The organism is Thermacetogenium phaeum DSM 12270 (assembly GCF_000305935.1).
Lineage (GTDB): Bacteria > Bacillota > DSM-12270 > Thermacetogeniales > Thermacetogeniaceae > Thermacetogenium > Thermacetogenium phaeum.
Window position 1 is genome coordinate 2,717,234 of sequence record NC_018870.1, and the last position, 24,522, is coordinate 2,741,755.

Sequence of the window (24,522 nt, forward strand, 5' to 3'; positions counted from 1 at the left end):
ACCCCAACCAAATCAGGGCTGCCGCCGAGGCGCCTTCAATAACTTCCCCTCTTTAGCCCCTGGTTATCTGCCATTTACCATCATCCAGTACAGAAAGGAAAATAACCCCGGAAAATCCGGGGTTGTCAGCGCACCCTGAAGTCGCATTACAGCTCCCGCAGCTCCTTGATCTTCTGATCGTAATATTTAACCTTGGCGTATTCTTCCTCCCAGAACTCGGGATTACGCATGCTGTCCAGGTAATCCTTCGTGTACCCGAAGGGCAGCCAGTCCTTTTCCTTCTGGCGGAAAAGCAGTTCTTTTACCTCCGGATCCCGGAAGTCGTAGATGTGCTCCTCGCTGATATTAAAGAAGATGTCCCTCGCCCAACGCTTCAGAACAAACGTTTCTATTTCCAGGCAGCGCCTTTCCAGGTCCTTCAGCACCGAAGGGTAGCGGTCGAAGCCGTCGGTGGCGACGGTCACCACATTGTCGCCGGGCCCCAACCGCAGATAATGGGCCATCTTGATGGCACCCAGGATGTTGCAGATGCCGGAGACACCGAAGAGCCCCTTCAAGGCCGCAGTTTTTTCCGGGGGAACACCCAATTCGGCCAGGGCCTCCGCCCCATCCTGGATGATCTTCAGGCCACGCACGGCATCTTCGTCGTGGATCAGAGCAACAAAATCGGTGTTCAGGACGTTGTGAATGAGGGTGCACATCTTGTCTCCAATCCCCTCGATCCGGTGCTGCCCGCGGCCTCCTGTTGCCAGGGTGGAGCACTCGTAGGGTTCCAGAGCCACTACTTTGGCTTCGGGAAAGGCCTTCTTGATCTCATCACCGGCCGCCAGCGTCCCCGCCGATCCGGGAGCGGAAACAAAACAGGCGATGCGGCCGTTGCCGATACCCTTAACAGCCTCAATGGCCGAATTTCCTGTGACATAACGGTGGAAACGGTAGTTGGGCATCAGTTCGAATTGGGCGAGAGCACGGTTCTTTGGGTCTTTCTTCAATTCGTAAGTGCGCTTCAAAGTAAGGATGACATCGGATTCGGTGCCGGGCGTCAGATCGAGTCTGGCCCCGTACCTGCGGATGCGATCGTAGCGCTCCTTGCTCATGTTGTCCGGCATGATGATGACCGCCTCATAGCCCATCAGCCTGCAGATATAGGCAACGCCGATTCCGAAGTTTCCCGTCGAAGGGCCGAGTATGGTGTGTTCACCTGGAAGGATGTTGCCGTCAACGCATCCTTCGATCAAAGTTGCGTAGGCTGGACCGACTTTGTGGGAACCTGAAGGAAAATCCTTCCCGAGAAGAACGATGATGTTTGCTCTGGTCCTGGTCAGTTCCTTAGGCAATACGATCTTGCGAACAGAGTTGTGTTCATCCTTCCAGGTGATATTAAACAGGTTCAGCGGATTAAGCTCATCGGTCTCCTTGACCTCCAGCGCCTTCTGGCGGATATCCGGAGGTATTGTTTCGGGATTTAGCATTTCCGTATAGGTCGGACCAAATGGTATTCTGTCCATCTTCTTGCCTCCAGTCAAATCATGGTGAAAATAAATGGTGAAAATAAATGCCGGTGTCGATTATACCAGTTTCCGCCTTGTCAGTTCGTCAAACAGCCGGTCAAGAGATGGCTCCACTTTGATGGGTTCCCCGGCGGCGGCGATGGCGTTCTTGACATCCTTGAGCCCGTTACCGGTAACAACGACGACGACCTTCTCCTCCCGGCCGATCTCCCCCTTCTCCAGCAGAGAGCGCAGCCCCGCCAGTCCCGCCGCGCCCGCCGGCTCGGCGAAGATACCGCTGCTCCTTCCCAGCAACCGCATGGCGGCGAGAATCTCTTCATCCGGCACCGCCACCATCTTACCTCCCGACTCCCGCACTGCCCGCAAGGCCTTTTCCGGGTTGCGCGGCACGCCCACGGCGATGCTGTCCGCCAGGGTGTTCTCCTCCGCCGGGCACCAGGGCCTGTTCTCTCGGAAGGCGTCCGCCAGCGGACTGCAGCCTGTTGACTGCACGCCCAGCAGTTTAGGCAGCCTGTCAATCCAGCCGACCCTGTAGAGATCGCAGAAGCCCTTCCAGATCCCGGCAATGGTGCAGCCGTCACCTACAGATACAACCACCCAGTCGGGAACCTCCCAGCCCAGCTGCTCGGCTATCTCCAGGGCAACGGTCTTCTTCCCCTCTACGAGGTAGGGGTTGATGGCGGCATTCCTGTTATACCAGCCCCACCGCTCAATGGCCTCCGATGACAGCCGGAAGGCATCGCTGTAGGAACCCTGAACGCTGATGACGTTGGCGCCGAAAATCAGCAGCTGTGCTATCTTCCCTTGGGGAGCCCTGCCGGGAACGAAGATGAAGGTCCGGAGACCCATTGCTGCCGCATTCCCGGCCAGAGAGGAAGCCGCATTTCCCGTAGAGGAGCAGGCGACGGTCGTCATCCTTTCCTCAACGGCCTTGATAACGGCGATCACAGAAGCCCTATCCTTTAAAGAGGCGGTCGGGTTCTGGCCGTCGTCTTTAACGTAGATTCTGCTGATCCCCAGCTGGCGGGCGAGCCCGATAGGACGGTAGAGGGGGGTCCAGCCGACCCGCAGGTGGGGACGAGGGGTATCCGGTCGCACCGGAAGAAAAGGCAGATAGCGGAACAGGGAATAATCGGTCGACCCCGTCACCTGCTCCCGGGAAACGGTTCTTTTGATACGCTCATAATCATAGATAACATCGAGGATTCCTTCTTTCGGACCGCACGCCGGGCAGGTGTACACCCCCGGCCCGGCTGCTAATTCTCTGCCGCAGCTTATGCAGCGAAGCCCGAGAACAAAATCCCTCCGTTCGTTGTCAAAAGCGCTGTCTTCGAACATTCTTGGTCCCTCGCAATTATTTCGACAACTTGTCCGAGCAAGAGTCCGTCAGCAACAACCATCCCTGCCGTACAGCGGAAAGCGCTCACAAAGGCGCTGCACCCGGCGGCGGGCTTCGTCACCGCGCCCCTGTCCCGTCAGGGTGATGTCAATGATCTGGGCGATCTCTTTCATGGCCTCAGCGTCAAAACCGCGGCTCGTCACTGCAGGTGTGCCGATGCGGATACCGCTGGTTATAAAAGGCCCCTTCGGGTCATCGGGAACGGCGTTTTTATTAACGGTGATGCCTACTTCATCAAGGCGCCGCTCCGCTTCTTTACCGGTCATGTGTTTGCTGCGCAGATCGACCAGCATCAGGTGATTGTCGGTGCCGCCGGAAACGAGGTCATAACCGTGCTCCATCAGGCTTGCGGCAAGTGCTTTGGCGTTGGCGACAACCCTCTTTTGATAGTCCTTGAATTCGGGTTGCAGGGCCTCCTGGAGAGCAACCGCCTTGGCGGCAATGACGTGCATCAGAGGGCCGCCCTGGATCCCCGGGAAAACCGCCTTATCGACGGCTTCTGCATACTCCTGCTTGCAAAGGATCATCCCACCCCGGGGGCCCCTCAGGGTTTTATGGGTCGTCGTTGTCACGAAGTCGGCCAGGGGCACAGGAGAGGGATGAAGCCCCGCGGCAACCAGCCCGGCAATGTGGGCCATATCCACCATCAACAAAGCCCCTACCTGATCGGCTATCTCCCTAAAGGCCTCAAAATCGATGATCCTGGGGTAGGCGCTGGCCCCGGCCACGATCATCTTCGGCTGATGCCGAAGGGCCAGCTCCCTCACCTCTTCATAGTCAATGGTCCCCGTTTCCCGACTCACGCCGTAGGGTATAAAATTGAAGTACTTCCCGGAGATGTTCACCGGGCTCCCGTGGGTCAGGTGCCCGCCGTGAGCCAGATCCATTCCCAAGACCGTATCCCCCGGCTTCAGGGCGGCAAAGTAAACCGCCGTATTGGCCTGGGCACCGGAATGGGGCTGCACGTTAACGTGCTCTGCGCCGAAGAGCAGCTTCGCCCTCTCCCGGGCCAGGTCTTCCACCTGGTCAACGTACTCGCAGCCACCATAGTAGCGTCTCCCGGGATAACCTTCCGCATACTTATTGGTCAATACGGTTCCCTGGGCCTCCATCACGGCCGGGCTCGTAAAATTTTCCGAAGCAATCAACTCGATCTTCCATTCTTGTCTGTTGCGTTCCCGACGTATGAGAGCCGCTATTTCCGGGTCTGTTCGCTCCAACCATTCGAGTTTTTCCGGATAATGCATATAGATCCTCTCCGTCTATTTTCAATACTGGTACTAACAGGCATAAGCAATTATCATGCCAGCCCCAATCTGAATTCACTATCAATTCTAACGATTTCTCTGCCGCTCCCGGGCGAGGTTTTTTAGCCCAGCCTTTAACCATTCCGCAGCCTCTACGCCTTAAAGGAAAATCCCCTGCAGAACCCCGACAATCGTTTACGAGAGGCGAATTGGGTGTTCAATCAGGTTCGTTTTTCTATCGTTTTGATAAAACCTTCCCCCGGCCCTACTGCCCGCTCCGCCGTCACTCCTGCAAAAGCGCAGCAAAAAGAACTGCCCTTTTGTAGGGCAGCCTTTCTTATGTGAAGGATGGTCAGTGCTCAAGACGGGCCAGGCGCCTTTATCATTATGATAGCGATCTATCATTATGATAATACAGATCCCTGTCATTACTGCCTCGGCACCGCCCTCGTAAGGGGTTGCCCCGCCGTCCGGCCTATAAATAGCGGCTTTCCCCCTGCACTGCAGATGCGTACCGCCGCCCGTAAGGAGAATTACAATTTAATAACCTGACCGCTCAATTGATCGAATCTTTTTCCTTTGTGCAGGACAACCACTCCGTTGATGATAACCGTTTCAATGCCCTTAGGAAACTGCCTTGGCTCCTCAAAGGTGGCGGTATCGATTACCGTATCCGGGTTAAAGATCACTATATCGGCTTTTTTCCCTTTTTCTAAAGAACCACGGTCTGTTATGTTAAAAGCGGCAGCCGCCTTGAGGGTCATTTTGTTGACTGCCTCTTCCAGCGTCAACGCTTTCTCCTCACGGACATACTTCCCTAAAACACGAGGGAACGAACCGTATACCCGCGGATGGGGTTTGCCGCCCAACAAGCCGTCGGTACAGACATTCTGCTCCGGTCTCTTCATGAATGCTATTACATGTTCCTCTTTACCGTAGTAGTCGTACATACCGACGGCATTTTCTTCCTCCAGCAGCAGGTCAAAAGTGGCTTCAAAGGGGTCCTTTCCTCTCATTTCGGCTATTTCCCTTAAATTCTTGCCGATGCAGTCCCTGTTTTTGTCCGTCTTGACGCTGGTGACAAATATTCCATCGAAACCGGCAAAGTCGATGAAATTATCCCAGCCGGGTATGCCGTTCCTGATATCTTCGGCCATTCTCTTCCTCAATTCCGGGTCCTTTAATCTTTCCAAGACTTTCTCCGTTCCCCCATCATGCACCCAAGGCGGCAGGATAACCCCCAGCATGGTGCTTCCAGCTATATAAGGATACTGGTCGAAGGTAACCCTGATCCCTTCCTGCTTGGCCTTCTCCAAGAGTTCTAACACTTTATCGATCTTACCCCAGTTCTTGATGCCGCAGATTTTGAAGTGCGAAAAGTGGACCCTTACCCCGCTTTCCCTGCCTACCCTGATTATTTCCTGCATAGAATCCAGTATCGTGTCGGCTTCACTGCGCTGGTGGACTACAAAGACCCGGTTATATTCCCTGACCACCTTGCACAGCTCAATTATCTCTTCGGTGTCGGCGTAGGCACAGGGCATATAAATCAATCCCGTAGAAAGGCCCACCGCCCCTGTCTCTAAGGCTTGCCTGAGCAGATCTTTCATCAATTCCAGCTCGGCTGCCGTCGCCTTTCTGTTGTCCAGCCCCATTGCCGCCATTCTGATATTGCCGTGCGGCACCAGATAGGCCACATTCGGCCCGACTTTATTCTTTTCGAGAAGCTCAAAATATCCCGACGTGTCCTTCCAGTCCCAGCCGATTTCGTCGCTGTCGCCATTTAAACCGGCCAGGTTTTTCCTCCAGGGCGCCACATATTCCGGCGGCAGAGGTGCCATGGAAATGCCGTCCTGCCCTAATATCTCCGTCGTTATTCCCTGCCGCACTTTCGGTTCCACATAAGGATCCAATAATATTTTCAGATCTGAATGGCTGTGGGTGTCGATGAAGCCAGGTGCCACAGCCAGACCTGTGGCATCGATGACCTGCTCAGCCTGCCCCTGCCGGTCAAAAAACCCGATCTCTGCGATCCGATCCCCCTCGACCAGCAGATCACCGCGATAGGCAGGTGCACCGCTGCCGTCGATGATCATACCGTTTTTGATGAGAATACTCATGCTTTCACTTCCCCTTAAAAATTTTGGCGCCGGTCAACTGCTAAAAGGCAAGAGCGCAACTTGACCGGCGCAGCAGGCATCCGCGTTTAGACGGTCGAAGAGCCGAGTTTGTCCATGTCGAGCTCGATGGACTGGCCGATCTTCTGGTCGTACTTCTTCAGCGTGTAAGCTCTCATCAAAAGGACGTAGATGATCGGGCTGGTGACCAGACCGATGAAGAAAGCGTAGCTACTGCTGAGGAAGCTCAGCGCAAAGCCTGAGATCAGTGCGATCATAGCGCTGATATTATAGCCGCCTTCGTATTGATACTGGCCGTTGGGGGTATAGAGATCATGAACATTGAGCTGGCTTTTTCTAATGATGAAATAGTCTGCCAGCATGATACCCATAATCGGCCCAAGCATAGTAGAGATCCACACCTGCACGTCCACGAGAAAAGTACCGGAGCTCTGAATCTTCCACGGCATGATGCCGAGACCGATAACACCGGCAATGACGGTGGCAGACCAATACTTCAGCTTAGGGAAGAGGCTGATCAAAATATAGGTCGGCGGCATCAGATTGGCGGCTGTATTGGTGGACCACTGCGCAAACACTATTACTATGAAAGCCAAGACCAGGCTCAACCGGCTTTCGAACAAGAGAAGACAGACTTTGTTGAGATCCCACTCACCGGTGACGATACCGGCAGCCATACCGATCAGCATGAGAACTACACCGACGATCATCAAACCGATAAACTGACCGATAAAGGCTCTCCTGTTGCGCCTGAAAAAGCACTGGGAAGCATAGTCCGGGTCGCGCTTTATCTGGCGCGAGAGATCAGGGCCGTTGAGCGCCATGGTGATCCACCCGCCGGCAATACCGGCTACCGCATAGGCAAAGGACATTTGCCCTTCGGCAGGGGTGGCTATGATATCGGGAATGGAAACCCCGAATTTGGTGGTGATGGTGACAATAATCGCCGCGAACAAGATAGCCAGTAACGGCACGGCCAGCCAGTCAAACTTGGCCATCGCCTTCAAACCATACATGGCGTTCAAGATCTGCAGGCCTCCGAACAGGATTATCATCAGCGTCAAATTGTCAAAACCCGAGATGAACATGCCCATAATGTAATTGAGGGCGCTGGCTCCGACCCAGGTCAGGAAGCCAAACCAGTACAAAGCGGGTATGGCCCGCAGGACGGCGGCTATGCTGCCGCCCTTATAGCCGAACGGCGCCCGGATATAGGCAGCAAAGGGGATGCCGTACTTGGTACCGATATCGCCGATCATGGCGGTCATCGCCGTAACGAGGCCGTAGCCCAGCAACACCACCAGGACCAAAGTCAAGGCCGACAAACCTTTACCGTTGTTGTAATATTGAGCACCCAGAGAGAAACCAACGATATTGATGGTCATCCCGGCCCAGAGAATGGTATAATCACCCAATGACATCTTTCTTCCATCATCTGTAGTCGGCAACAATTCGGGATTTTTCAAAATACTATCTTTGGCTTCCGCCATCAATAACTACCCCCTTGTATTATTAGAACACCCAATTAAAGGCTGAACTCCTTCAGATACTCAGGGTTGATGCTGCGCCGGATGAATTTGCCGGCTCCCTTTTTGCCCTTGAATTCGCCGTTTTCCACGATCACGCTGCCCCAGGATATGGTCATCACAGGGTATCCCTTCACTTTCATGCCATCAAACAGACAATAATCGATATTGTTATGCAGAACCTGAGCACTCAGCGTTACCTCTTTTTCTAAATCGACAACGACCAGGTCGGCATCACTGCCTGGGGCAATGATCCCCTTCTGGGGGTAACATCCCAAGAGTTTCGCAATGTTTGTGCTGGTGATGGCCACCAATTTGTTAATGGAGATTCTCCCTTTGTTCACTCCCTCGGAAAGCAGAATCGGCAGCCTGGTCTCTATACCCGAAAGCCCGTTTACCACCTTGGTAAAATCGGGAATGATATTACCCTCCTCATCCTTTTCCAAGAACATGGTTTTTTCGTGGATGGAATAGGTACAATCATCGGAGCCGGTTACCGAAATCACTCCCTCCTGAATCCCTTTCCACAATTTTTCTGCCTCTTCGGGTGTCCTCAATGGTGGTGAACAAATGGCTAAGAACCCTTCAGGTTTTTCATAAATGTCCTGGAATAGGGTCAAATAATGAGGGCATGTCTCAATGTATACCGGGTAGCCCTGCTCCTGAGCCCTTTTGGCTATTTCCAAAGCCTCTCCGTTTGTTGTATGAACTATCAATAAGGCATTGCCCACATACTTGGTGAAATAAATTGCCCTGCTCACTGCTTCCGCTTCGCAGAGGACGGGCTTTGCTTCCGCAAACTTCGGCCAGCTTAAATCCCCTTCTTCTCTGAACTTCTCAATATTGAGTTCGGCAATGGCATTGCATTCGGCATGAACCATCGGCAAGGCGTTGCACTCTTTGGACCTTGCAAACACCTTGATCAGTGTTTCATCGTCAGCCATTACCCCCTCCTTCTTGTAAGTCATGAACAGCTTAAAGGAGGGGCAGCCATAATCCACTATTTTCTCTATTTCATCTATTACTCTCTGCGGAGCTTCAACGAATTTGCCGTGGATGCTGTAGTCGATAGCAGATTTACTCATCTCTTCGTGCCTGACCTTGATCTTTTCCAGCACGGAATCATTTTTAAAGGTATTTGTGAAATCCATGAAGGTGGTGACCCCGCCGAAAGCGGCAGAAATGCTTTGGGTATAAAAGTCATTTGCCCCAAAACAGCCGGCGAAAGGAGCTTCCACATGCATGTGGGCATCAATAACGCCGGGCAAAACATACTTGCCCTGGACATCGATAACCCTTCTCGCCTCGCCGAAATCGGCCGCATTACCAATTGCCGCTATCTTTTCATCCTTAACGGCGATATCGGCTTTGATTGTTGAAGAATCGGACACTACCCAACCGTTCTTAATAATCAAATCGTACATGCGATACCCTTCTCCTTTCCTTTGAAAGCTTATTTTACGGAATTATAACCTGCCCTCACATACATTTCGGTTTATCCTTGCACTTGCTCCCGGATCTTTCGGTTTAACTCACCCTAAGACTCGTCGATAGATAACCAGCCGATCAGCTCCTATGAAGGCATCCCTGCCGCAGAGTCACCTATCTCGACATCATGTCTCGATTCGGCTGCCGTTTGCTGCTCCTTCGTCAAGGGCGAGTAACAACCCCCCTACGGTCGCTGCTCCGGCAAGGATAAACTCTTTTTTCCTTCCTCTGTTAGTGCAGCAGCTGGCGGCATGGTGGTCTACTGTCGAAGGAGGGCAGAAATAATCCCATAATAACCCTGACAGCCCTTCAATAACTGCTCAACCTCGATATACTCATCGATAATGTGCGCTAAATGCTCGTAAGAAGGTCCGAAGCCAACGGTCGGGATTCCGGCCTCTCCTGCGAAATGGCTCCCGTTGGTGCAGAACGACCAGTGGGATACCTCGGGCTTGAGGCCGACGCTGACGAGCCCCTTTAAAGCGGTCTGCACCAGTTCGTGCTGTTCGTCCAGCAGCCAGGCCGGGTAAAACCTCTCCGCCCTGATCGTCTCTCCCGTCCAACACCTTTCTTCCCCCCGGGCAAAGTAGACCTTGGCTTCCAGCTCAGGGTCTTCTTCAGCCAGCTTGTTGATTACTTCCTCAATCTGGGATATCACCGACTCCTTTGTTTCTCCCGCCAAAGTCCTGCGGTCATAAGTTACCCGACAGAGGTTAGGAACCACCGACTTTCCCGGATAAGGACTGGAAATAATGTCCGTCAACTCTAAGATCCCCTCACCTAACACCTCCTGCCTTTCTAGTCTGACCCCCTTAATTGCCCGAATAACCCGCATCATATAATAAACGGCATTCTTCCCAAACTGCGGGTTAGCCGAATGGGCCGTTTTTCCGTACGTCTCAACGACAATCTCAGCCCTTCCCCTCTGCCCCCGCATTAAATTCAACCCAGAGGGCTCCCCGATTATCACGTAATCCGGATTAACGCGGGCGGAAATCTCCCGGGCGGCGATCCCCTCAAAACATTCCTCATGAACGGTACAGGAAAGATAAATATCCCCCGAAAAGTCCCTCCCCGTATCCCTGGCGAAGAAAGCAGCTGCGGCGATCATTGCCGACATGGGGCCCTTCATGTCGGTGGCACCGCGGCCGAATATCTTCCCGTCAACGACCTCCGCCCCATAGGGATCGTGCTGCCAGAGCTTTCTATCGGAAACATCTACTGTGTCAATGTGGCCATCGAGCAGCAAAGTCTTGCCGGGTTTTTTACCTTTGATCCTTCCAATAACACTCCCGTACTTATCGACCACAACCTCATCAAAATCCCACGATTCCATCGTGTTTTCAATGAGCTTGACCACTTCGGATTCCTGTCCCGAAAGGCTGGGGGTTTTCAACATTTTCCGGCACAGTTCAATTAATAACATTGATCTTTCTTCAGTCAGCATAACTTACCACCCTTCATCAGCTTTATTTTGGAAGATCCCCACCCCTTATTAACCGCAAATACACTTGATAATCCAAGCAATAATCATGCCACCTCTTGCAGTTGGCCTTTGTTAACTTTATTGCATTTCGGATATATACATTTGTTTCTCCTAATTTAATCACTCTCTTGCACGCAGACGGCATCATTCTCGATGATACTCCCCGTTACTCTTTCCCCAGGGCTGTGCTTTCGAAAATACAATGACGGATTCGCTGCTTTCATATCATAATGATATAATTCAGGGAAACCAGACCCTCCCAGCAGCAAACCCTCCTATCGCCACCGGCCAATCGTTGAGATTCTACCTAAGAGGATCTGACGACAAAAACCGGCTTCAAAACGAGGAGCAGACAACCGCCACCCAAGGCAGTCATCTGCTCTCCTCCTGAGCGGAGGGGGAGAACCAGAAGAGCAACCTCCCCCAACTAAAAATTCGCCTTTGCATTATCATAATGAGAAGTAATTTATCGCAATGATAAGTCACACATCGACATCCTTGATCCCGTAGCGCGCCATCTTCCGGTAAAGGGTGGCAATGCCGATCCCCAAGGCCTTGGCCGCTTTTTTCTTCCCCTCCACCGTTGTGCCGTACCGCTTCAGGCAGCGAACAATCGTCCTGCGCTCCAGCATATCCAGCTTGAATGTCTCTTCCTCATCCTGCTCCTGGGCCTCCCGGATCGCTACCGGCAGGTGCTCAACGCTCAATACATCCCCATCGGCCAGGTTCATAGCGTATTCAATGGCATTCTGCAGTTCCCGGACATTGCCGGGCCAGGAGTACTCCCACAACTTCCTGCGAAAATCCTCCGTCATTCCCCTGACCTCCTTGTTCAGCTGCTGATTGTAAACTTCGATAAAATGCCGGCAGAGGACCTCGATATCCTCCTTTCTCTCACGCAGAGGGGCAACATCAATGGGGATCACGTTGATGCGGTAATAGAGATCCTCCCGGAATTCACCCTGGGCGATCATCTTTTCCAGATCGCGGTTCGTTGCGGCGATCACCCGCACGTCCACGGGAATTGGGGAAAGGCCGCCGATGCGCTCGATCTGCCGCTCCTGCAGCACCCTCAACAGCTTGACCTGCAAATACTGCGCCATGTCTCCGATCTCGTCCAGGAACAGCGTTCCTTTATCGGCCAGCTCGAATTTCCCCATTTTACCGCCCTTCCTGGCGCCGGTAAAAGCGCCATCTTCATAGCCGAACAATTCACTCTCTAAAAGGGATTCCGGAATGGCGCTGCAGTTGATGGCAACAAAGGGGCCCTGGCGCCTGGAACCGCAATTATGGATCGCCCTGGCCACCAGTTCTTTACCAGTGCCGCTCTCCCCCCTGATCAGCACAGTGGAATTGCTGGAAGCAATGCTTTTAATCTTTTCGCGCAGCCGCCTTACCGCTTCACTGCTCCCCAGAATATCATCCACCGTATAACTGATCTCATTTCCGGAATAACGGTTCACCAGCCGCTTGATCTTGGTAAAATGATTGAGGGCAATGGCGATACCCTGCACCCCCCTTTCGGCGGTGATCGGCCGGGCGTGAATCATTAACTGCAACTTCTCGGACCCCGCATCCAACCTGATTTCCTTCTCCAGCACCTTCTGCCCCTTGCCGGCAACATCGATGATCTCCTCAGCCCTCTTCGAACCGAACAGCAACTCCAGGGAAGCATCGGAGGAAGAGACCTTTTTTCCTAAGAGATTTTGAGCGGTCTTGTTGTAATGCACGATTTTTCCGTCGAGAGCGGTCGTAATCAATCCCTCTTCCAGGCAGTCGATAACCGATTTAAAATACCGGTTGGAATAAACCAGACCCTTTAAATAATTCTCTTCCTTAATCTTCAACGCCAGGGTCTCCGCCATCTTTCCTAAAAAGGTCAGATAAGAATCCTGATTCTGCTTGACACGCCTCGCTTTCTCATCGTCAAAGCACAAAAGACCGATAACCCCTATAGAAACGCCGTCGACATTGATCGGGTAGACAATCTCATATTTTTCCGAACAATGCCCCTTTTGTTCACACGGCTGGCACAGCTCATGCTTCCCGGGATTGTCGATCACGATCTCGTAACCGAGGCGCATTACCTCCCGGTAAATGTACCCCTGGCTCGCCATCGACTGCCCCACATAATCCCGGTAGATACCCGTTCCTGCGACACGAATGAGGTTGTTGTCGGCTATCTCTACGTCGATCCCCAATACCGACGCTATTGCCTCAGCAATCTGCTGGGCGTTCTTTTGAATGCTCATTAAATCAACCATGCCTGACCACCCCGGTCACGGTTTAATGACAACGGCCGAAGAACTCACCGGCAAATGCCGCCGTTCACAGTTACTTCGACATTTTTCTCCGCAAAACCTCCTGCCGGGGCCGGGAAATCATTTCCGAAAACAACAAATTCCTCATCGATCACCAGCCACCAGACGGCAACCCAGAGCAACCCTAACCTTTCTCGGGGATCACTTTACCTTCGATAATCTTACAAATACACCTGTCCGTCTCCCTCATCCCCTTAGAGCACACCATAGCGACGTTTTCCATGGTTTCCCGGATGCTCCCCCCGACGATGCCGTCAGTTCGCCCGATTTCAACCCCGTTCAACGACAGCAAAGAGGCCAATACTGCCTCATAAGCGCTTGTAGAAACCTTGAAAGCGCAGCCAGGCTTTCCTCCATCGCAAACCATACCGCTGAGATTTCCTGCCAGGTTGTTCACCGCAGCCGTGATTTCTCTGTCACCCCCGCCCAACATCCAGGTGGCAGCTGCCGCCACACCTATACCGGCACAGATTGCCGCTCCGCAAGCGCCACCGAGGCGCCCTATGAATTCCTTGGCGTACAGGGTCAACAGATTGCTGAACACCAATCCCCTCACTTTTCTCTCAGGATCAATACCAAAGTGTTCTGCCAAAATTCCAATAGGCAAAAAAGCGCAGATCCCCTGATTGCCGCTCCCCCCGGTTGACATCGCCGGCAGCTCCGCTCCACCCATCCTGGCATCCACCGCTGCAGCCGTAAGCAGCCTTGTTCTTGTCAAAGGATCTTGAGCGAAGCGGTATTTCTCACCAAGCGACTGCAGCGCCTTACCCACCCCCAGACCATAGCGCCCCTCCAGGCCCAATAAGGCAAGGGACATGTTCATCTCAAGGCCTTCCAAAAGAAAACCAAAATTATCCAGGGGGGCGCTGCTGGCAAATTCCTTGAGGCGCTCCCAATCACAATGGCTCAATGGCGAATCCTCGTCATCACCTCTTCGCTGAAAAAGCGTTTCCCCATCCACTTTGACAAGAGTGACGTTGGTATAGTCATCCTCTATTCTTACAAGAACCTCCCCCGCCTCGGAAAAAAGGTGCGCCTCCACGAATAGATCGGGGCAGATCTCTCTGACTTCAATATCCACAGGATTGCGCTTTAACAGCTCTTTGGCTCGAACCACATCCTCCTCGGTTACCGATTTCAGCACCTCCAAACCGGCATCAGCATCCCCCGCCAATGCCCCCAAGAGGGCTGCCAACGGAATACCGGCCTCTCCCAGCCGGGGGATCCTCGCTCCACTGGCGTTTTTGAAAAGATTACCGCTTAAGACAAGCCTCATCTTGAGCGGTGTTCCAGAGAGATACCTTCTGGCCGTTGCCGCAGCTAAGGCGATAACCCCGGGATCGGTACAGCCCAAGGCAGGCCGCACCTGTCTTTTCAAAAAATCAACTACCTCTTCGCCACAACCAGCCATTATCCAACCTCCAAACTCCTGCTATGAAAATACATCAAGTTCACCCGTCGGGTATTTTCATGCTCTGTTGGTGCCGTCCCAGCGGCGTGAGGGTCTGCTAAGGAATCGAATTAACTGTCAGCAACGTCACATTTCAACATACTAGCAATATCGATGCCTGCCGCACTCCTTACGGGAAGGCATTGCCCACACCGCCGCTTTATGGGCATTTGCCGCTTACGGCTTGGATGGAAGCCCTGTAAGCTATTCTCATAATGATAAACGGCTTGGTGCTCAACCCCTGAAATCACCGCCGTCAACAAGGAACGTTCATCTCTGAACCTTCCTCGCCTCAACTTCGGCACCTCCACTCCTCCCTCCTCAAGGAAAGAAGGCAGTTATCTTCTCCGGCTAACAATGAGGGCTCCGGCCGCCTGTCCTTTATCACAATTATTCGTGCTTTATCATTGTGATAATAAACGGCAGTGTCGCCTATCAGCAATCATAAAATCTCCTCTTCCCCCGGTCAAGTCCAAATTTGTGTGTAAATTCCCTCTGGCAGATAAGATCACCCCGTTTTAAGCTACATTTACCTGGGTATCGGCATTATTCACCTCCTTCTGCTGTTTTTCTGTGTTAGCCTTCCACTCCCAATACTCTGCCATATCAAAGTAGCGCTTTCCTGTGGTCCACACCTCGTCGATCTCTACAAGCACTGCTCCGATCAGTCTCACAGCCGACTCCTCGTTAGGGAAGATTCGGATCACCCGCTCCCGCCGGCGGATCTCCTGGTTGAGCCGCTCGACTCCATTGGTGGTGCGCAGCCGCTTCCGGTAGCGCCCTGGTAGTGCCATCACCGCCATTGCGTCCTCGAAACCAGCTTCAAGTCGCTCTACCGCCTTTGGCGCCCGGGCGCCAAAGGCCTCTATCGTTTCGTTCAGCAACCGCCTGGCCGTCTCCATATCCGGCGCGTCGAAGATCAACCGCAGTCGCCCGTGCAGGTCGCCCTGGAGGCTCTTAGGACAGGCGTCCAGGATGTTCCGGATAAAGTGGGTCTGGCACCGCTGCCATGTCGCTCCTTGGAAGTGGGTTTCTATCGCATTGATCAAGCCCTTGTGATCATCCGAAACAACCAAGTCCACTCCCTTGAGACCGCGCTCCTTGAGCCGGCCGAAGAACTCCGACCAAGCAGCCTCTGATTCGCTATCCCCGAGCATAAGCCCTAAAATCTCCCGGTATCCCTCCCGGTTGATCCCTGTAGCGAGAAGTACGCTTGAAAGCCGTACCCGGCCGCCTTTACGCACCCGGATGACAATGGCATCTACCAGGAGAAATGGGTATTCCTGGCTGCTCAAATCTCGCTCGTTCCACTCCTTTACGATGTCGTCCAGTCTTTTGCACAGGCTGGATACGGTGGATTTGGAGAACTCCGTGCCGCATAGTTCATCAACAACCGCCCTTACCTTCCTGGTGGATACGCCGTTCACGACCATCTCGACCATGGCCAGCAAGAGCGCCTGCTCGCTCCGCTGGTACCGCTCGAAAAGCTCCGTGGAGAAGTGCCCGCTCCGGAGACGGGGAACCATAAGCGTAAGTTCTCCTACGCGAGACTTGAGCAGCTTATCCCGATACCCGTTGCGGTACCCCTGCCGCTCTTCGGTACGTTCGTATGGCTTGGCCCTGAGTTGTTCGGTAGCCTGAGCATCGAGTATCTGATTCACGATGTTCTCCACCAACCGAGCCAATCCATCATCCCGAATAAATAATCCTTGCAAGAGATCACAGTCTACGGTAACCTGGTAGTGAGCCATCTTTTCTCCCTCCTGATGATTAAGATTAAGCCACTTCTTATCTACCAGAGGGAGGGGTGGCTCTCCTGCTTCAAGCCATCAATTTTACACCATCATAATGGACACTACTTCTTCCCCCGCCGAAGTTAACCCCCTCTGCTCAACGGGAAGCTGTCGGCAGCTGGCACCTTTGAATACCGAAGGTGCCAGCAGGGGTTCGATAAAAAAAACAGGGTATGAGGTATCCTCAAACCCTGCACTCGTTCCAGAAAATCATCCAACGGTTCCGCCTCAGGCTGCTGAGGCATCCCCGGCTCAACACTTTCTGTTTTTAGTTACCTACCAACATCCCCAACCACCGGCAATCCTTCACCTGCCGTGAGCCAGGAGGTAAGCGCCCCAGAGCAAACCCGACCGAGGCCGTCAATCACCAACAGCTACTTTCCCCGCAGCTGCTCGTACAGCAGCCTCCCCAGTCCGGCCCGCTCCTGTCCGGCAAGGATCAGGGCGTACTGCTCATCCAGCAGATCTGTGTAGACATCCCTGGCGTAGGAACGCCCCAGCAGCCCCCCTGCAGGGATGGTCCTGCGCATCGCCCGCAGCAGCTGCTGCCAGAAAACGGCCTCCAGCTGACGGCAGGCATCCTTCAGCCTGGCCTCCTCCCGTCCGTTCCCGGGAGGCGTAAGCTCCCTTCCGTCCGGCACAGGCCTGTCAACGGTCAAAGAGGACATCGCTCTCACCCCTCAACCAGCGTCTCATTCACCCGGCAGATCATCAGCGCCTGATGTTGCTGGCGATAGAAAGCATCTCATCAGAGGCCTGGATGACCTTGGAGTTCAGCTCGTAGGCGCGCTGGGCGGTGATCATCTTAACCATCTCCTCGACCACCTGGACGTTGGACGCTTCCAGGTAGCCCTGCTCCACGCTGACGGCCTCTCCTGAATCGCCGTCAACCTCTAGCGCCTCACCGGAAGCGGCAGTTGCCCGGTAGAGATTGTGCCCGACCTTCTCCAGGCCGGCCGGATTGGCAAACCGAACGATCGCCAGCTTTCCCGCCGAATGCTCCTCCCCCTCTTCGTCCAGATAACTGACGGATCCGTCCCTGGCTATAGAGATATCGGCAGCTCCGGCCGGGATGGATTCTACCCCCTCGACCCGGTATCCTTCGGTCGTCACCAGGTTCCCCTCGGCATCCAGCTTGAAACTTCCGTCGCGAGTGTAGTATTCCTCGTCCCCGGGGCCCCTGATGACAAAGAAACCGGGGCCGGAAAGGGCAACATCGAGAGGGTTTTCCGTCGGCTGGAGGTTTCCCTGCTGGAAGATGGTGTGCGTCCCCGCAGTGCATACGCCGAGCCCGATCTCCAGGCCTACCGGCCGTCCCGCCCCTTCCGCCTCCGGCGCTGTGGGGCGCCTGATGGCGAGATAGATCAGGTCCTGAAACTCCGGCCGCACCCTCTTGAACCCGGTCGTGTTGACATTGGCCAGGTTATGAGAAATGGTGTCGATGTGAAACTGCTGCGCCGTCATTCCGGACGCTGCAGTATAGAGTGAGCGCAGCATACAGATTCGCCTCCTTGGTCTATGAGCTTAAGAAAGCCCGGCGCTTCTGTCGTTCGGCGCCGGAGGAGGCTCCTGCCAGGCAGTCCGCCCCCTTCTCTTTCCCGCCGATTAAAGCCGACTAAACCCGACCGACTTCATTCACCGCCTTTTCCAGGGTGACGTCGGCGGCCTGGATTGCCTTTTGATTCATCTCATAAGCCCGCATCGCGGCGATCATTCCGACCATTTCTTCCACCGGGTTAACATTGGACGCCTCCAGGTACCCCTGTCTCACCTGATAATCATCCGGCTCCTCGGCAGGGGGCTGCCCCTGAAAAAGGGAATCCCCCACCTTACGCCAGCCCTGCCCGATCCCACTGCGAACCAGGGCAAGCCTCTCCACCGCCTCCCCGGCCGCGCTGAAGGCCCCTGAGAGCGCCCCGTCCGTATCAACCACCAGCTCTCCATCCGGGAGATAGATCTCCTCCAGGTTGCCGTTAACAACACCCAGCACCGGGTTCCCAGCACCGGTCACCAGACGCCCGCTCCCATCACGGGTGAAACTCCCGTTACGGGTGTAGTAGACCTCACCATCCCCTCCCCGCACCGCCAGGAAGACGTCCCCGATGAGAGCAATATCAAGGGCATTGCCGGTTTCCCGCAAACCACCCTGACGCCCGGAGGTAAAAACCCCCTCGACAACACAGCCGGTCGCCGCAGTGCCGATCGGTCCGCCATCCCTCTCCAAACGCCAGAGCAGCATCTCCGGAAAGGACCGAAAAACAGCCTCATCCCTGCGGAAGCCGGTGGTTTCGGCATTTGCCAGGTTATTGGAGATCGTGTCCAGCCGCGCCTGCTGCGCCATCATCCCGGCAGCAGCGGTGTAGAGCCCGCGCACCATAATGTCACCCCCTTCCCCTGCGCTCTTAAACCGTATCTAATAAATACTGCCTAAATAAGGGAAATTCCTGCTAAAGTGTCCAATAATTTCGACACCGGCAGCCATCATCCTTCACTTGATGTCCGAAATTAGAGGGCAAAATCCCGTATCCTTTCTTAATCGAACCTTAAAGCCAAGTCTTATCCTCGGCAATTACCCCCTTCACTTCAGCAATGGCTTTTTAATTCCTTTTTATCGACCTCATCGAGGCCGCAGGCTTTTTTAAAGCAGCTTCCGGGGGCCGTGACGGGAATTCTTTAAAACATGCAGCATATCCAGGGCCTTTCCCGTCCCCCTGGCCACACAAGAAACGGCATCCTCGGCGATATGCACCGCAAGGCCTGTCTCCTTGCTGATCAAAAGATCGAGGCCGTGCAAAAGAGCACCGCCGCCGGTCAAGACGATCCCCTTATTCACAATATCTGCTGCCAGCTCGGGAGGAGTGCGCTCCAGCACCTCCTTAACGGCACCGACAACCTGTGCCACCGGTTCCTGGAGGGCAACGGCAATCTCTTCAGCACTAACGGCGATCGTCTTCGGCAGCCCCGTCACCAGGTCACGGCCGCGAACCTCCATCACCGTTCCGGGCTCCTTTGCCGCAGGGTAAGCCGTGCCGATCTTGATCTTCAGTTCTTCGGCGGTGCGCTCGCCGATCATCAGATTATACTCTTTCCGCACATGCCTGGCGATGGCCTCATCGAATTCATCACCGGCAACCCGGAGGGTTTGAGTACAGACGATACCTCCGAGGCTTAAAACGGCAACATCGGTGGTGCCTCCCCCCACATCGACAACCATATTGCCGCTTGCCTCGTGAATAGGTATCCCGGCTCCCAGAGCCGCGGCCAGCGGTTCCTCAATCAAATAGGCCTGGCGGGCTCCCGCCTGCAGGGAGGCTTGTCGCACCGCCCTCTCTTCCACGCTGGTGATGCGGGAGGGAACGCAGACCATAACGCGCGGCCGGAAGAAGAAGCGCCGGCCCGTTGCCTTTTGGATAAAGTAGCGAAGGATGCGCTCGGTGACATCATAATCGGCGATCACCCCGTTCCGCAGCGGTCGCATGGCGATGATATTACCGGGGGTGCGCCCGAGCATCTGACGCGCTTCTTCACCAACTGCTATCAGATTGCCCGTGTTCTTATCGATGGCCACCACAGTAGGTTCATTTAAAACAATCCCTCTGTTCTTCACATAGATCAGTACAGTCGCCGTCCCCAGGTCGATGCCGATATCCTCAGTCCATAACATAATGACGCAGCAGTCCTTTCCTGAAAATAGTGCCTGCCGTTTTAGCCAGGATAATAATGCCTTTAGAGGATATTCGACACTGTTTTTGATTATCCTGTCGCAATACCCGTCTGTTATTCTCCCCGGTACTTTTTTCGGGTGGCGTCCCCTCCCCGCAGGTGGCGCTCCGCCTTGTTGATATCCAGAACGAAGCGCACCTGCTTGGCCATTTGAGGGTTAATTCTGGGCAGGCGCTCGGTCAAATCCTTGTGAACCGTGCTCTTGCTGACGCCGAAAACCTTAGCGGCACCGCGCACTGTTGCCGATGTCTCGATAACGTAGGCGCTGATCTCCAGGACCCGGCGGCGAATGTACTCCTGCACTCTGCTCCCCCCGACGATGGTTTGGGTTTCACTACATTTATATGAACCCAAGGGGGAAAAAGACTAACGGACAGGCCCGAAAGCCGCAGGATATATTTGCATAAACAATAATGAAGGCGCACATACTAGCAAACAAAACAGGGAGGTGAACGCATTTGGCCGGTTTGACAACAAAGGAATTGGGGCTTATTGAAGACAACCTTCGGCAGGAGCACCTCATGGTGCAAAAGTACAATATGTACGCTAATCAGGTAAAGGATCCGGAAATCAAAAATCTCTGCCAGCAGCTGCGCGATCTGCACCAGTCGCACACAGACATCCTCATGAAGCACCTCAACGAAGCATCGAAAATGCAGTGAAAAAACCTAGAAAGGGGGTTTCTCACTTGACACAGAACCAGCTTGACGACCAGCTGTGCGTTGAAGACGTGCTGTCCAGCCAGAAATTTTTGAGCAGCAACTATAACACGGCCGTTCAGGAAGCGGCCAATCCGAAGCTGCGCAAAGATCTGATGGAAATCCAGCGCCAGGAACAGGATGCCGCCCAAAAAGTCTTCTCTTACATGAGTCAAAAGGGCTGGTACAAGGTTTCCCCGGCCGATCCGCAGATGATCGACAACGCCCGGATGAAGGCTCAACAACAGATCGGCGGACAGGCAAGGATGCCCGGTGGGGCAGGTAGAGAAGAGAGGCAGTTCCTCTAAACCGGCATCCTCAATATCTAAAATCAAGGGGGAAGAAATTCCCCCTTTTTTGCTTCCTTCCTTTCAGGCTGTCTCTGCTCGAAAGGCAATACTGGGCAGTTCATCACCCCGATTCCGGCAACCATTTTTTCAGGCTGACACCCCGGTAATAGTAGGTCAGGATTTTATTATAAGGAACCCCCTTTTGGGCAAGCCCCTCTGCACCGTACTGACACATCCCCACGGCATGCCCATAGCCGCGGGTACGAAAGGTGACCTCTCCGCCGGAAACCTCAACGGTGAAATCTGTGGAACGCAGGCCAAGCGCTTTGCGCAGCTCCGTTCCCCGGTAGGTCCGGGTTCCCACCAGCACGGTTTTTACCCTTCCGCCGGCAGTGCGCTCTTTGACCCGAATGAAGGAGGATGTGCCCGCCGCCGCAGGAACCGCCTCCCCTGAAAGCCCCATCCGGGAGACTAAATCCGCCAGCCGATACCGGGAGGTTACGGGCTCCTGCCTCTGCGGCGGGTCGAAAGTGCAGGATACCCTCTTCAAATAGGGCACATCCTCCCCCCAGACGTCCCGGGCGTCCTCGGTCCCCCTTCCCCCGCAGCTGGAGTGGTAAACCGGGTCGATCAATTCATCTGCGTAAACCAACACCTCCCCCTCCGTCTCCCTGACTGCCGCACAAACCTTATTATAATAATAGCGAAAATGAATAATACCCCACCTTTTCCGCATCTCGGAGGTGGAAATCCACGCCTGGCAGTGAGTGGAGTCGGCGCAGAGGTGTGCCCCCGGGTGGTCACCGTCGGGTTTTTCCAAAAGCAACCGGCGCAGGGCATAGGTGCGTGCCGCAACCGCCTGGGCCTTGAGTGCCTCCTCATGAAAGGAGGCGGGCATCTCCGCCGCCACCACACCGATCAGGTACTCTTCCAGGGGAAGGGTAAGCACATTCCCCTCCGCCAGCTGCAGTTTCACCAGGGTATCCCTCTCCGTTCTCGAAGGCTGCCCTTTCCAGTCACACCCCCGCACCAGGATTGCCGGAAGGCCGACCAGGATAAAAGACAGGATGAGCACGGCAAAACCCAACCGGCGGTATCCCCGCAGCCCTTTCGCCACTCTCATCCCCTCCCCTGAAAAGATGTTCCGGTTGCACTTTGTGCTTGCTCCCGGACTCCGCCGCTAATGCTTCGTCAACGGCAGTGGTCCTATCCGCCTTCTCCGGTGCAGAGCCGCTTATGCATCACATCCTGTTTAGTTCTGATGTCTTTGCCGCTTCTCATCAAAGGCGAGGCGACGACGTTCGGAAGGTCGCCGTATAAACCTCAGCCCCGCCCTCCTTCCATATTTATGAAAACAAGGAGCGCATTAGAACCCGGCCTACCCCAGCCTGCTCCTACCCCTCCAGTAAAGGTCAATCACCGCCCAGGTGACGAGAAACACTCCCAGAAACACAACGAACTGCAGACCGGTATCGGAGAGCGAGGAAATATTGCCGGCGATAATAGCGGCCAAGGCGGCACCGAAGAAAGAAATACCCACCTGGAAAATCCTCCTGGCGTTGCCCAACATGAGGACCTGCCCGGTGCGCTCCAGGGGGTTGCGCCGGAAAAGCTGCACCCCGTGGGAGAACAGGGCCGCCCCTGCAAGGAGCAGCAGCGGAACCAGCCAGACGGCGTTTCGGAAGCTCCATTGGTAATTGACAATATAAGAAGGCAAAGTGAGATATAACCCGATATCTGTCAGGGCCTGGCTCAACGGATGGGGGTAATCCACAGGGAGCAGCCCGAAGACTTCAAGCAGTTCTCTGATCAGTTCGGCAATCACTGCCGGGGAATAGGCCACGGCAAACGCCCCGATCAAGGAGGCGAGGAGGTTGCCGGTCATCACCGCCACCAGGAAACCCAGGCTGTAAAGAGCCAGAAGCACCCCTGTGGTCACGGCGAACCAGGTACATGCTGCCGCCGGCGTGTACCCGGCAGGGAAGAGCAATGCCATCACCAGCATGAACACCAGGTTGACCACCATGATCCCCAGGATCGTACCGGCGCCCACCAGGAACTTCGTCCCGGCAATCTCCCTCCTGCTCAAGGGCAAAGCAGCCAGGAACTCCAGGGTATGGGGGGAACGCTCCCCGGCTATCAGCATGGCCCCCAAACCCAGCGCCATGATGATGGCCAGCATGCCCATTGAAGTAGATGAAGGGTTTACGTAGATCATTGAGTCGAGATGCCGTGACCAGAGGGATGGGTTTCCCGCACCCCCCCAATAAGCATCGGGAAAACAGGCCCTGATTATAAAATAGAATGCTGTTCCCAGGATTGGTGTCATGCTCATGAGCACACCTATCCCCCAGAACTTCCACCTGTTCTGCCTCCACTCCTTCCAGGCCAGGGCCTTATTCCAGAACGAGAGCCTCACGGCTGTAACCCTCCTTTGCCATGATGTTGATAAAAATGTCCTCCAGGTCGAGGTCCAGCACCTCCAGGTAGACCGGCCGGAGTTGTTTCACTCTTTCCAGTGTCCTTTCGAAATTCCCTTCCCTGCCCCGTTTGGCCCCATGAGCCCGAAAACCGACCCCTCGGGTACCTGCAGGTCGAGATTATCCACCGCCGCCTCTCCGTTGAAGACCTTGGTCAATCCTTCCGTTTCAATTGCCCACTCCATCATCAATCTCCACCCCTTTCCCTGTACCACTCCCGCACCGTTTCTTCAATGATCTCCAGCAGCTCCTCCCGGGGAAGACCCAGGTAGAATGCCTCCACCAGCATCTTTTCAGTCATCTCCCTGATCACCCTGCGTTTCGCCTCCTCATTCACCCGGCTTTTCCAGAGGGCGACAAAGGTACCGCGCCCTCGTAAAGTCTCAATAACACCCTCCCGTTCCAGCTCCTGATAGGCCTTGGCTATGGTGTTGGGGTTGATGGCGATCCTCGCCGCCAGCTCCCTTACGGAGGGGAGTTTTTCCCCTGTGGAGAGGATCCCCCGGGCCACCGCTTCCTTGATCTTGTCGACCAGCTGCTGATAGATGGGTATGCTCGACCTCTGATCAATATCAAACCACAATTCCTTCACTCCCTTCCCTGCTGCCTGCAGCCACCGCTATCTCCTAGCCGTTCCACCCGCCCGAACCTGCCCCCTGGCTCTCCACATTGACGTTAACCTCCGGACCCAACAGGCAATGAGAACAGTCCTTGCTCCGACCGAGCGCCACTTTTCCAGATTCTGCCCTGAAAATACATCAAGTTCACCTGCCGGTCTACCGCTCGACTCCCGATTCCAGGCCGAACAGGACGACGGCTCGCTTCGGGACAGCTCTGGGATGCTGCGTAACATGTTACGAATTGCTTCTGCCAATCGCAGCGTTTGGCCTCGCAGCAAATCCATTCCGTTGAAACTCTTAAGGTGTCTGTACTCGCATTCCGACCTGTCATCCCCGCTTCGCCTGTCCTGTT

Annotated in this window: 22 protein-coding genes; 2 read left to right on the forward strand and 20 right to left on the reverse strand. The window is 54.5% G+C overall.

Translation table 11 applies throughout. The features are described 5' to 3' along the window. Nucleotides 1-146: 146 nt before the first annotated feature. The 16 genes from TPH_RS13405 to spoIIID all read right to left on the reverse strand — a co-directional run bounded on the left by TPH_RS13405 (nt 147) and on the right by spoIIID (nt 20,385). A complete protein-coding gene (locus TPH_RS13405; protein WP_015051725.1) occupies nt 147-1,508 on the reverse strand; it encodes a PLP-dependent cysteine synthase family protein in 1,362 nt (453 codons plus the stop codon). Between the two features lie 60 nt (nt 1,509-1,568). After that, nucleotides 1,569-2,849 (reverse strand): threonine synthase, encoded by a 1,281-nt coding sequence (locus TPH_RS13410; RefSeq protein ID WP_015051726.1) that lies wholly within the window; start codon nt 2,847-2,849, stop codon nt 1,569-1,571. A 48-nt stretch (nt 2,850-2,897) separates the two neighbouring features. After that, entirely contained in the window at nt 2,898-4,157 is a 1,260-nt protein-coding gene (locus TPH_RS13415; protein WP_015051727.1) for a serine hydroxymethyltransferase, read from the reverse strand. Between the two features lie 533 nt (nt 4,158-4,690). Further along, nucleotides 4,691-6,277 (reverse strand): N-acyl-D-amino-acid deacylase family protein, encoded by a 1,587-nt coding sequence (locus tag TPH_RS13420; RefSeq protein ID WP_015051728.1) that lies wholly within the window; start codon nt 6,275-6,277, stop codon nt 4,691-4,693. An 86-nt stretch (nt 6,278-6,363) separates the two neighbouring features. Further along, a complete protein-coding gene (locus tag TPH_RS13425) occupies nt 6,364-7,785 on the reverse strand; it encodes a cytosine permease (protein ID WP_015051729.1) in 1,422 nt (473 codons plus the stop codon). 35 nt (nt 7,786-7,820) lie between these two features. Next, nucleotides 7,821-9,245 carry a dihydropyrimidinase gene (hydA, locus tag TPH_RS13430; RefSeq protein ID WP_015051730.1) on the reverse strand — a complete coding sequence of 475 codons (1,425 nt, stop codon included), beginning with the start codon at nt 9,243-9,245 and terminating at the stop codon, nt 7,821-7,823. Between the two features lie 323 nt (nt 9,246-9,568). Further along, a complete protein-coding gene (locus tag TPH_RS13435) occupies nt 9,569-10,756 on the reverse strand; it encodes a YgeY family selenium metabolism-linked hydrolase (RefSeq protein WP_015051731.1) in 1,188 nt (395 codons plus the stop codon). 521 nt (nt 10,757-11,277) lie between these two features. Further along, the gene (locus TPH_RS13440) at nt 11,278-13,059 is read right to left on the reverse strand and encodes a sigma-54 interaction domain-containing protein (protein WP_015051732.1); all 1,782 of its coding nucleotides are present in this window, start codon (nt 13,057-13,059) and stop codon (nt 11,278-11,280) included. Nucleotides 13,060-13,103: 44 nt separating this feature from the next. Continuing rightward, a complete protein-coding gene (locus TPH_RS16250; RefSeq protein WP_269077472.1) occupies nt 13,104-13,238 on the reverse strand; it encodes a hypothetical protein in 135 nt (44 codons plus the stop codon). A 2-nt stretch (nt 13,239-13,240) separates the two neighbouring features. After that, nucleotides 13,241-14,527 (reverse strand): L-cysteine desulfidase family protein, encoded by a 1,287-nt coding sequence (locus TPH_RS13445; RefSeq protein ID WP_015051733.1) that lies wholly within the window; start codon nt 14,525-14,527, stop codon nt 13,241-13,243. Nucleotides 14,528-15,084: 557 nt separating this feature from the next. Further along, the gene (locus TPH_RS13455) at nt 15,085-16,317 is read right to left on the reverse strand and encodes an IS256 family transposase (protein WP_014162180.1); all 1,233 of its coding nucleotides are present in this window, start codon (nt 16,315-16,317) and stop codon (nt 15,085-15,087) included. 416 nt (nt 16,318-16,733) lie between these two features. Next, entirely contained in the window at nt 16,734-17,027 is a 294-nt protein-coding gene (locus TPH_RS13460; RefSeq protein WP_015051734.1) for a rod-binding protein, read from the reverse strand. Nucleotides 17,028-17,070: 43 nt separating this feature from the next. Continuing rightward, nucleotides 17,071-17,856 (reverse strand): flagellar basal-body rod protein FlgG, encoded by a 786-nt coding sequence (flgG, locus tag TPH_RS13465; RefSeq protein WP_015051735.1) that lies wholly within the window; start codon nt 17,854-17,856, stop codon nt 17,071-17,073. Between the two features lie 118 nt (nt 17,857-17,974). Further along, nucleotides 17,975-18,736, reverse strand: a complete 762-nt coding sequence (locus TPH_RS13470) for a flagellar hook-basal body protein (RefSeq protein WP_015051736.1) — start codon at nt 18,734-18,736, stop codon at nt 17,975-17,977. Nucleotides 18,737-18,997: 261 nt separating this feature from the next. Then, nucleotides 18,998-20,026, reverse strand: a complete 1,029-nt coding sequence (gene mreB, locus TPH_RS13475; protein ID WP_330216597.1) for a rod shape-determining protein — start codon at nt 20,024-20,026, stop codon at nt 18,998-19,000. A 110-nt stretch (nt 20,027-20,136) separates the two neighbouring features. After that, on the reverse strand, nt 20,137-20,385 hold the full coding sequence (gene spoIIID / locus TPH_RS13480) for a sporulation transcriptional regulator SpoIIID (protein ID WP_015051738.1): 249 nt from the start codon (nt 20,383-20,385) through the stop codon (nt 20,137-20,139). Between the two features lie 155 nt (nt 20,386-20,540). On the opposite strand from spoIIID, the gene TPH_RS13485 reads away from it, so the two are divergent. Both TPH_RS13485 and TPH_RS13490 read left to right on the forward strand, forming a co-directional pair. After that, complete coding sequence (locus TPH_RS13485) at nt 20,541-20,744, forward strand: DUF3231 family protein (protein ID WP_015051739.1); 204 nt, start codon at nt 20,541-20,543, stop codon at nt 20,742-20,744. A gap of 26 nt (nt 20,745-20,770) precedes the next feature. Further along, nucleotides 20,771-21,088 carry a spore coat protein gene (locus tag TPH_RS13490; RefSeq protein ID WP_015051740.1) on the forward strand — a complete coding sequence of 106 codons (318 nt, stop codon included), beginning with the start codon at nt 20,771-20,773 and terminating at the stop codon, nt 21,086-21,088. A gap of 103 nt (nt 21,089-21,191) precedes the next feature. Here the strand turns inward: TPH_RS13490 and spoIID are convergent, their stop codons facing one another. From spoIID to TPH_RS13505, 4 genes are all read right to left on the reverse strand, one after another. Then, nucleotides 21,192-22,193: a stage II sporulation protein D gene (gene spoIID / locus TPH_RS13495; RefSeq protein WP_037999155.1), complete on the reverse strand. Its 1,002-nt coding sequence runs from the start codon at nt 22,191-22,193 to the stop codon at nt 21,192-21,194. Between the two features lie 255 nt (nt 22,194-22,448). Then, nucleotides 22,449-23,489 carry an ABC transporter permease subunit gene (locus tag TPH_RS13500; RefSeq protein ID WP_015051742.1) on the reverse strand — a complete coding sequence of 347 codons (1,041 nt, stop codon included), beginning with the start codon at nt 23,487-23,489 and terminating at the stop codon, nt 22,449-22,451. An 87-nt stretch (nt 23,490-23,576) separates the two neighbouring features. After that, a complete protein-coding gene (locus TPH_RS15500; protein WP_015051744.1) occupies nt 23,577-23,738 on the reverse strand; it encodes a hypothetical protein in 162 nt (53 codons plus the stop codon). Next, nucleotides 23,738-24,142 (reverse strand): GntR family transcriptional regulator, encoded by a 405-nt coding sequence (locus TPH_RS13505; RefSeq protein WP_015051745.1) that lies wholly within the window; start codon nt 24,140-24,142, stop codon nt 23,738-23,740. The genes TPH_RS15500 and TPH_RS13505 overlap by 1 nt, the downstream gene beginning before the upstream one ends. Nucleotides 24,143-24,522 lie beyond the last annotated feature (380 nt).